This is a genomic window from Paraburkholderia sp. SIMBA_027 (assembly GCF_046535315.1).
GTDB classification, from domain to species: Bacteria; Pseudomonadota; Gammaproteobacteria; order Burkholderiales; family Burkholderiaceae; genus Paraburkholderia; species Paraburkholderia tropica.
In genome coordinates, this window is sequence record NZ_JAWRWY010000517.1 from 1 (window position 1) to 274 (window position 274).

The 274-nt window shown below is 32.1% G+C and carries 1 protein-coding gene; it reads right to left on the minus strand.

Going from position 1 to position 274, the window contains the following annotated elements:
- Positions 1-190, minus strand: a 190-nt coding sequence (locus SB764_RS40055; RefSeq protein ID WP_410866757.1) for a hypothetical protein, incomplete at its 3' end; no start/stop codon positions are given.
- Positions 191-274: the final 84 nt, after the last annotated feature.

Below are 274 nucleotides of genomic sequence, written 5' to 3' on the forward strand. Positions count from 1 at the left end.
GCATAGGAACATTTAAAATAGGAATACTAATACTAGGAAGTCCCGTAGCTTCATTAACAGGAGCATCTATATAACTGGATAACGAGGCAATGGATTTTTCTAATGCCATACCACTCTGTGCATATCCTTGCCTTAATCCCAATAGTAAAAAGAACAGCAGGATAAAAAAGTTTTTATATATCTTTTTCATTATATTTATTGTTTAATGAGTTTAGCAGATGTCGTTTTACCTTCATTTGTTTTTACAGAAACTAGATAAGCGCCCTTTATAAGT